General features: G+C 49.2%; 6 protein-coding genes. All 6 read right to left on the bottom strand.

Translation table 11 applies throughout. The annotated features are described in order from the left end of the window. Nucleotides 1-231: 231 nt before the first annotated feature. Nucleotides 232-1,452, bottom strand: a complete 1,221-nt coding sequence (locus OLM33_07715; GenBank protein ID MCW1713544.1) for a M48 family metallopeptidase — start codon at nt 1,450-1,452, stop codon at nt 232-234. A 490-nt stretch (nt 1,453-1,942) separates the two neighbouring features. Then, a complete protein-coding gene (gene trxB, locus OLM33_07710) occupies nt 1,943-3,139 on the bottom strand; it encodes a thioredoxin-disulfide reductase (protein ID MCW1713543.1) in 1,197 nt (398 codons plus the stop codon). 61 nt (nt 3,140-3,200) lie between these two features. Continuing rightward, nucleotides 3,201-4,046, bottom strand: coding sequence for a peptide chain release factor N(5)-glutamine methyltransferase (gene prmC, locus OLM33_07705; protein ID MCW1713542.1), 846 nt, complete (start codon nt 4,044-4,046; stop codon nt 3,201-3,203). Nucleotides 4,047-4,056: 10 nt separating this feature from the next. Continuing rightward, on the bottom strand, nt 4,057-5,130 hold the full coding sequence (gene prfA, locus OLM33_07700) for a peptide chain release factor 1 (GenBank protein MCW1713541.1): 1,074 nt from the start codon (nt 5,128-5,130) through the stop codon (nt 4,057-4,059). 151 nt (nt 5,131-5,281) lie between these two features. Further along, nucleotides 5,282-6,259 (bottom strand): DUF1385 domain-containing protein, encoded by a 978-nt coding sequence (locus OLM33_07695; GenBank protein MCW1713540.1) that lies wholly within the window; start codon nt 6,257-6,259, stop codon nt 5,282-5,284. Next, a complete protein-coding gene (gene thyX, locus OLM33_07690; protein ID MCW1713539.1) occupies nt 6,256-6,948 on the bottom strand; it encodes an FAD-dependent thymidylate synthase in 693 nt (230 codons plus the stop codon). The genes OLM33_07695 and thyX overlap by 4 nt, the downstream gene beginning before the upstream one ends. Nucleotides 6,949-7,025 lie beyond the last annotated feature (77 nt).

Here is a 7,025-nt window from a genome sequence, read left to right as displayed (position 1 = left end):
TAACGTAAGGCAGCAAATAAGACAGCCGCCGAAAAACCGGCGGCCGCAAGATGGATCATTACTTTCGAGATACAAGAAACAAAGTTTACTTTTATACTTGACAGCTGAGACGGTATCTGGATTCCCGTCAAGTTGCGCCAGGGAACGACGGTTATTCAGCTTCCCGGTATTAGGGTTTTCACGATAGTTTGACGATAGTTTGACTACTGTTTGACTATCGTTTGCCCGCCCTTACTCGTAATAATCAGTCAGAAAGTTTTCTCTTCTTGCATCTGTCAGAGCCTTAATTATCATGTTCCTTATGTGGGAAAGGCCAGGGGATCCGTCTGGGATATCCTTCTCATAGATCAGGGGTCTGCCTGATAACAGCAAAGCTTTTGCACCGTTGAAGTTTTGGACCTGAATGTCATATTGAGGTGTTTCAAGCTGAAGGTCCCTGTTAAGCCTTTCCTTATAAACTTCAAAATCGCTTGGGCTGCCGCCCCATTCTTCTCCTCTCATGACCACAGTGTCGTCAAGGGTCAGGACACTCTTGCCCGTTACTTCTTTAACGTTTGGTATCAGGATATTCAAGACATACTTCCTTCTGATCTCGATATCGTTTTCTTGAAAATAATCCAAAACAGCACCGACTCTTTCTTCCATGTCAGTATTGGCCCGTATCATATCAGTCTGCACAGGATCGGTCGGTTTCCGGTTGTCATCCCTTGGCTTGATGAACTTCATAGTATCAAGGACCGTCTCCAGCGGCTTGAAACCGCTTTTGTAGCGAATGTCTATTCCTTTGACATAAAGCTGCTTAAGTCTCTCTACCCTCATACGTTCAAGATAGGTCAGGAGACCTACGTTGTTGTATCCTGCCTTTTGCATGATGTCCAGTGCCTTCAGGTCCGTCTCTTTTTCAAGGTCGATGTCGTAAAAATTTATAACAGCTCTGTTCAGATATGACCTCACCATGTTCCCCGCTACCTTGCCGCTTTGGGTCGCAGCAGCGACCTCTGCCATCGTCTGGAAGTCAATTTTTTCATTTCGGGATGACTGGATCAGCCAATGCGAGAGGTCTGAATGGGTAAACTCACGTGCAAGTACAGCCGAGATCTCATGGTCGCTTTTCAGGAAATCAAGCATTCCTGTAGTTATATATGTCAGTCCGCCCGGAAGGGAAAAAGCATGAGGATCGTTCCTTTTGATTATGCGAACCTCGTAATTCAGGTCTCTTCCCATATAAGGCTTTATTTTTGCTGCCACTTCAGAGAGTTTTTTCTCCATTTGGGGATCTGTTACCCTCGGTATCTGCTTTTCCACCTGTTCTGATATGTTTTCAGTGATCTTCTGCTCCTTCTCACGGATATCATCTGAGTTTACGGAGTTATCATCAGAGGCTGAGCTCTGAGAAATAATTACAGCAGAGGATATTAATATATAAAAAAGCAATACCAGGAACTTTTTCATTAAGCTTCCCCCATGAGTTGTTTAGATATTCGATTATTCTAGCTGTTTGGCAGAGATGAAACAATTGGGGGAATTGCGGCTTTTAAACCGCAGAGAATTTACAGCTTAACAATGGTGAGGACGCAGAGGCGGTCAAACGATAGTCGAACGGTTGTCAAACAGTCGTCAAACGATCGTAAGAGCTTTTGAAAAGCCACCTCGGGGAATTGCGGAGTGGGACATGCCGCGGAGAATTTGCTTGCTTCGCATCGCGGAGAATTTTGCAGGAAGACCCATCCGGCTGTGAATAAAAGTTTTTTATATCGTCTTCCCCGAGTGCTTAAATCGGGGGCCTGTGTCCCTGCTCAGCCGCCCCTCCTGGATGCGAAGCGAACAAATTCTCCAGCGGCCGAAGGACGCGAATTCCCCGCGGCCCTTGGCCGCAAATCCCCGCCCTTTGGCCCCTACGGCCGCTCGCCAATTGCCAGTCTTTACAACTCCTCAGCCTTTCTTACTTAACAAACTCTTTGACCGCATTCAGATCCTGGGGTTTTAGGCTGCGGACTATCTCTCCTTTTTTAAGCTCTAGGAGTGCGGGAAGTTCTTTTATGCCAAGTTTTTCTACCATTCTGGCATTTCTGTAGCCATCTATTAGGACGATCTTTACTCCGCTCTCTTTTGCATATTTCTCTGTCTCGACCTGAAGGTTTATCTGGCTCTGGTCAATGCTCGAAGTCATCAGCGCACAGACATGGTCCGGGTCTATCAGGACAGAGCGGAGATGCAGCTGCTCAGTAATGTAGGAGTAGGCTGCCATCGATGCAACAGCGCCGTCCCCTGCAGCAGTAACTACCTGGCGCAGATACTTTTCGCGGATGTCTCCTGCGGCGAATATGCCTTCCACCGATGTCTCCATCTTGTCGTTCGTATCGATCCAGCCCCCGCGGGTCTGCTTGACAAGTGATCCGTGCTCACCGAGATAAGATATGTTGGGCTCAGTGCCGACAAAGACAAAGACTCCGGCAACGGGCAGGTCCGAAATTTCTCCAGTCTTTACGTTCTTCAGCACCAATTTTTCAACAAGCCCTTCTCCCTCTATTGATTCAACAACAGAGTTCCATATCGGCTCTATCTTTGGGTTGGAGAGTGCCTGTTCTATTGCAAGCCTGTCCGCCCTGAATTCATCGCGCCTGTGGATTATATAAACTTTTGATGCAAAACGGGTAAGGTATCCGGCCTCTTCTACGGCAACATTCCCGCCGCCTACCACGGCAATAGTTTCATCTTCAAAGAATGCCGCATCACAGACAGCACAATAGCTGACTCCCCCGCCGGTAAATTCAGCTTCGCCTTTGCAGCCTAGCTTGCGGAAGCTTGCCCCTGTGGCAAGGATTATAGCTTCGGCTTCAACTTCGCCTTTATCAGTGATAACGATCTTGCTTCCGTTCCTTATCTCGATCCCGGATACTGTGCAGTCCCTGAATTCCGTTTTGAAGTGTTCGGCATGCTTCCTGAAAGAAACACCAAGTTCTGAACCTGAAGAATGTATAACACCCGGCCAGTTTTCTATTTCGTCTGTTATGTTGATCTGACCGCCGGGGATGCCTTTCTCGAGAAGCAGCACATCAAGGCCGGCGCGGCGTCCGTAAATCGCGGAGGTGAGACCAGCAGGTCCCGCTCCTATTATGACAAGTTCTCTTTTTTCCATAAAAAACGCTCCTTCACGAAATTTTTTTATCTGATATAACTTTCCGAATTCTATATTATTTTCAATTCTTTTTCCACGTCAGGTGCCGTAATATGCCGTTATAGTCGAAAATCCTGTTCATTAGAACAAAATTGCCCGGGGCCATGGATATGAGTATATCCGCCTGTTCGTCCCCGCCTGTCTCGAATCCCATAAAGCCTCCATCCTTAAGAAACCTCGGAAAACTCTCAAAAAAGAGCCTGTAGAGTTTAGTCCCGTCCTCTCCGCCGTCCAGTGCTTCAATGGGTTCGTGGTCCTTAACATCTGACATGAGCCTGTTGACCTCTTTGGAAGGAATATATGGCGGATTGGCAACTATGAAATCAAGTGATCCCGGTGGAATATCGCATACAGAGGGATCTGAATTCAATATTAAACTAAATCTTGATTTTAAATTATATTTATAGGTATTTAAATCTGCCCAATTTAGGGCATTTTGACTTGAATCTATTCCATAGCCTGATAAATTCTGATTTTCCAGAAGCAGTGTTAAACCTATGCATCCGCTCCCCGTGCACCAGTCCGCAAATCTTTCAGCATCAGGACAGGCATTCAGCATTTCTTCTACAAGCAATTCCGTTTCGGGTCGGGGGATCAGACAGCCTTCACCTACTTCAAAAGGCCTGCCGTAAAATTCCGCTTCGCCCAGTATATATGAGAGGGGGACCCTCGCAGATCGCTTCTCTGTCATAGACAAAATTCCCACACATTTCTGCGCGGGAATTTCCATATAGCCTTTGGCTATAAGGAGCGCCCTTTCTATCCCGAGCGCTTTCGAGAGGATCAGGTCAACTGTGTAGAAGGGCCTCTCTATCCCTTCTTTCAGGAGCATGCTGAGACATTCGGAACGAAGTTCGGAGAGTTTCAAATTTTACTCCTTAAACGGTCAGCATTTTAAGCTTTTCCGCCTGATCTGCATCTGAGAGTGCGCGTATTAGCTCATAGATGTCTCCGTCCATGACCTGGTCAAGTTTGTAAAGTGTGAGATTTATCCTGTGGTCTGATATCCTGTTCTGCGGATAATTGTAAGTCCTGATGCGTTCTGAGCGGTCTCCTGTCCCGACCTGCCCCTTTCTCTCCGCGGCCATTTCGGCGTTCTGCTTCTGCAGCTCTGCGTCGTAGAGCTTCGTTCTCAGGAACTGCATCGCCTTTGCCCTGTTCTTGATCTGTGATCTCTCGTCCTGGCACGTCACGACTATACCAGTCGGAAGGTGTGTGATCCTTACAGCCGAGTCCGTCATGTTGACGTGCTGTCCGCCTGCTCCGCTGGCTCGGTAGGTGTCGATCTTAAGATCCTCGGTACGGACTTCGATGTCGACGTCCGCTGCTTCAGGGAGGACTGCTACAGTCGCCGTAGATGTGTGTATGCGTCCGCTTGCTTCTGTCTCGGGCACGCGCTGTACCCTGTGGACACCGCTTTCGAACTTCAGGCTGCTGTATGCCCCTGTTCCGTCGATCCTGAAGATTATTTCCTTATATCCGCCTATGCCAGTCTCGCTTCCCGATATGATCTCTGTCTTCCACCTCTGGCGTTCGGCAAATCTCGTATACATTCGGAAAAGGTTGGCGGCAAAGAGGGCTGCCTCGTCTCCTCCCGCACCTCCCCTTATCTCAATGATGACGCTTCTGTCATCGTTGATGTCCTTCGGCAGCAGGAGGATCTGGATCTGCCTTTCCAGGCCCTCGACCTGAGATTCCAGGAGAGCCAGCTCTTCCTTTGCAAGCTCGGCCATCTCCCTGTCGTCCCCCGCGATCATTTCCTTCGAGTCCTTGATCCCCTGCAGTACGGATTCGTACTGCATGAATGCATCTACGATCGGGGTCAGGTCAACGTGCTTCTTTCCAAGCGACTGCATCTCCTGGGGGTCGTTAGCGACCTCCGGATCAGCCATGCGCGTCTCGATCTCCTTATAACTCTGTTCGATCTCCCTTAACTTATTCATCAATTCCATATGTTGTTACACCACCTGTTTTAGTTGCAGGATGGTCCTTCCTGCGTGAAACTGCGGCAGTATCTGCCGCGTGAACCAGTTGTAAAGACTGGCAAGCGATCGGCAAGCGTGAGCAATTGGCAAGCAGTCGTTGCCAGATTTTTGTCCACCCTTACAACTGCTTCACCACTGCTTCAATATTGTTCCCAACTGCTTCACTCTGCGTGTTTTCCGCGGCTGTATCCGGGTGCAAAGCCAAATCCAGCGCGGCCAGGGCAACTTCTATCTGGTCGATCCTTGGTTCCCTTGTTGTGATGTACTGGAGCGAAAGGGCCGGCATTATGCAGTATCTTCCCCAAGTATCAGAGTTTGACGCACCTTTTATGAACTCATATGAGATGCCTATCACCAGAGGCAGCAGAAGTACCCTGCTTCCTATCCTCCACAGCAGTGACCCTCCCCCTATTGCGGAAAATACTATTATGCTGACCAAGATCACTACCAGCAGGAAAGAGGTACCGCAGCGCCTGTGTATCCTCGAAAACTTTGCCACGTTCTCAGGCGCGAGCTCGGCTTCGTTCTCATAAGCGTTTATCGTTTTGTGCTCCGCTCCATGGTATGCAAAGACCTGCTGTATATCCTTCCAAAGTCCTATCATTGCGACATAACCGACAAAAATTATACCCCTCAGTATGCCCTCTGCGATGTTTTTTGTCAGATGTGCAAGGCCCAAGAGGGATGTGAGGTATTCCGAAACAAGCATCGGCAGCGCGACAAAAAGTCCCGCGACTGCAAAGATGGCAACGGCTATCGCTCCTGCCATCTCAAGCGGAGTGATGTTGTCCTCCTCACCGAGGCTGATCTCCGCGGAAAGGGAGAGGGCCCTCATGCCTATCCTCATCATCTCTACCATAGTTGCAAAACCACGGATGACCGGATATTTCCATATGCCCCTTTTGAGCCAACCGGAACCGAGCCACGCCGTGAGCCAGATGGAACCTCCCGGTTCCCTGACCGCCAGCCCCCAATGTTCCGGACCCTTCATAAGCACTCCCTCTATAACTGCCTGACCGCCTACCGGTATCCTCTTCGGAACACCCAACGCAGCGGATATGGTCATCCGCCGCAGAGCAATTCTGATATTCTTCATTCAGACAACATCTTCTCCATGCTCACATACGGCTCACCGCATGGGTGAGCCTCTTTGCATACTCCTTCAACGACACAGGAAGGTCCCGCGACATCAAATATGTCGGGAGCTGCGTCTCTTGCCAGTATCAGCATTTTTCGTGCCAGTTCCCTTATCTCCCACTGAGCTCTTCTGCAAAGCCTCAGAGAGAAGAAATGGTGCAGTTCGCGGGCGTTCATTGTCATCACGAGCCTTGTCTCAGTCCCGTGAGGCAATATGAAGCGCGCGTCCTCTTTCGAGATCCCAAGTGAGACAAGTTCCTCATAACATTTCCAGGCATCTTCTGTCTGCTTCATAAAGAGCGCGTGCGCCTCTTTATTTTCAAGTACCGAAGGAGGCACAATGCACGTCTGTCCCGACATGCCCACATACCGCTGGCTCTGCTGGGAATAGCTTGCAAGTCTGTGCCTGACGAGCTGGTGTGTTGCGACCCTGCTTACTCCCTCTATGGCAAATGTAAATGAGACATGCTCGAATGGCGAAAGATGACCTGACTCCCTCAGCATCTTCAAAAATGAGACGGTCTTTTTTTCGTCAAGTCCTTCAAGGATGTCCATAGCCCCTGAAGGGCTGTAGCAAATTTTAGCAGCGGCAGCGACCACTTTTGCGGCATCCGGGGTGCTTGCGATCAATTCAACTTCTATCGGCAAGGAGAGAACCTCCTTTCGTCATGTGGAATATCTCAACTGATGCAGGTCGGGAATTACTAGAAAAAAGAGGGGAGCGG

Source organism: Synergistaceae bacterium DZ-S4 (assembly GCA_025943965.1).
GTDB classification, from domain to species: domain Bacteria; phylum Synergistota; class Synergistia; order Synergistales; family Synergistaceae; genus Caenicola; species Caenicola nitritireducens.
Note: the sequence above shows the minus strand (reverse complement) of the source record. Positions and strands in the feature narration are given on the sequence as shown.

Coding starts and splice junctions, on each gene's coding strand:
- prfA (MCW1713541.1), bottom strand. CDS start 5,130: ATGGAATTGATGAATAAGTTAAGGGAGATCGAACAGAGTTATAAGGAG.
- trxB (MCW1713543.1), bottom strand. CDS start 3,139: ATGGAAAAAAGAGAACTTGTCATAATAGGAGCGGGACCTGCTGGTCTC.
- OLM33_07715 (MCW1713544.1), bottom strand. CDS start 1,452: ATGAAAAAGTTCCTGGTATTGCTTTTTTATATATTAATATCCTCTGCT.
- OLM33_07695 (MCW1713540.1), bottom strand. CDS start 6,259: ATGAAGAATATCAGAATTGCTCTGCGGCGGATGACCATATCCGCTGCG.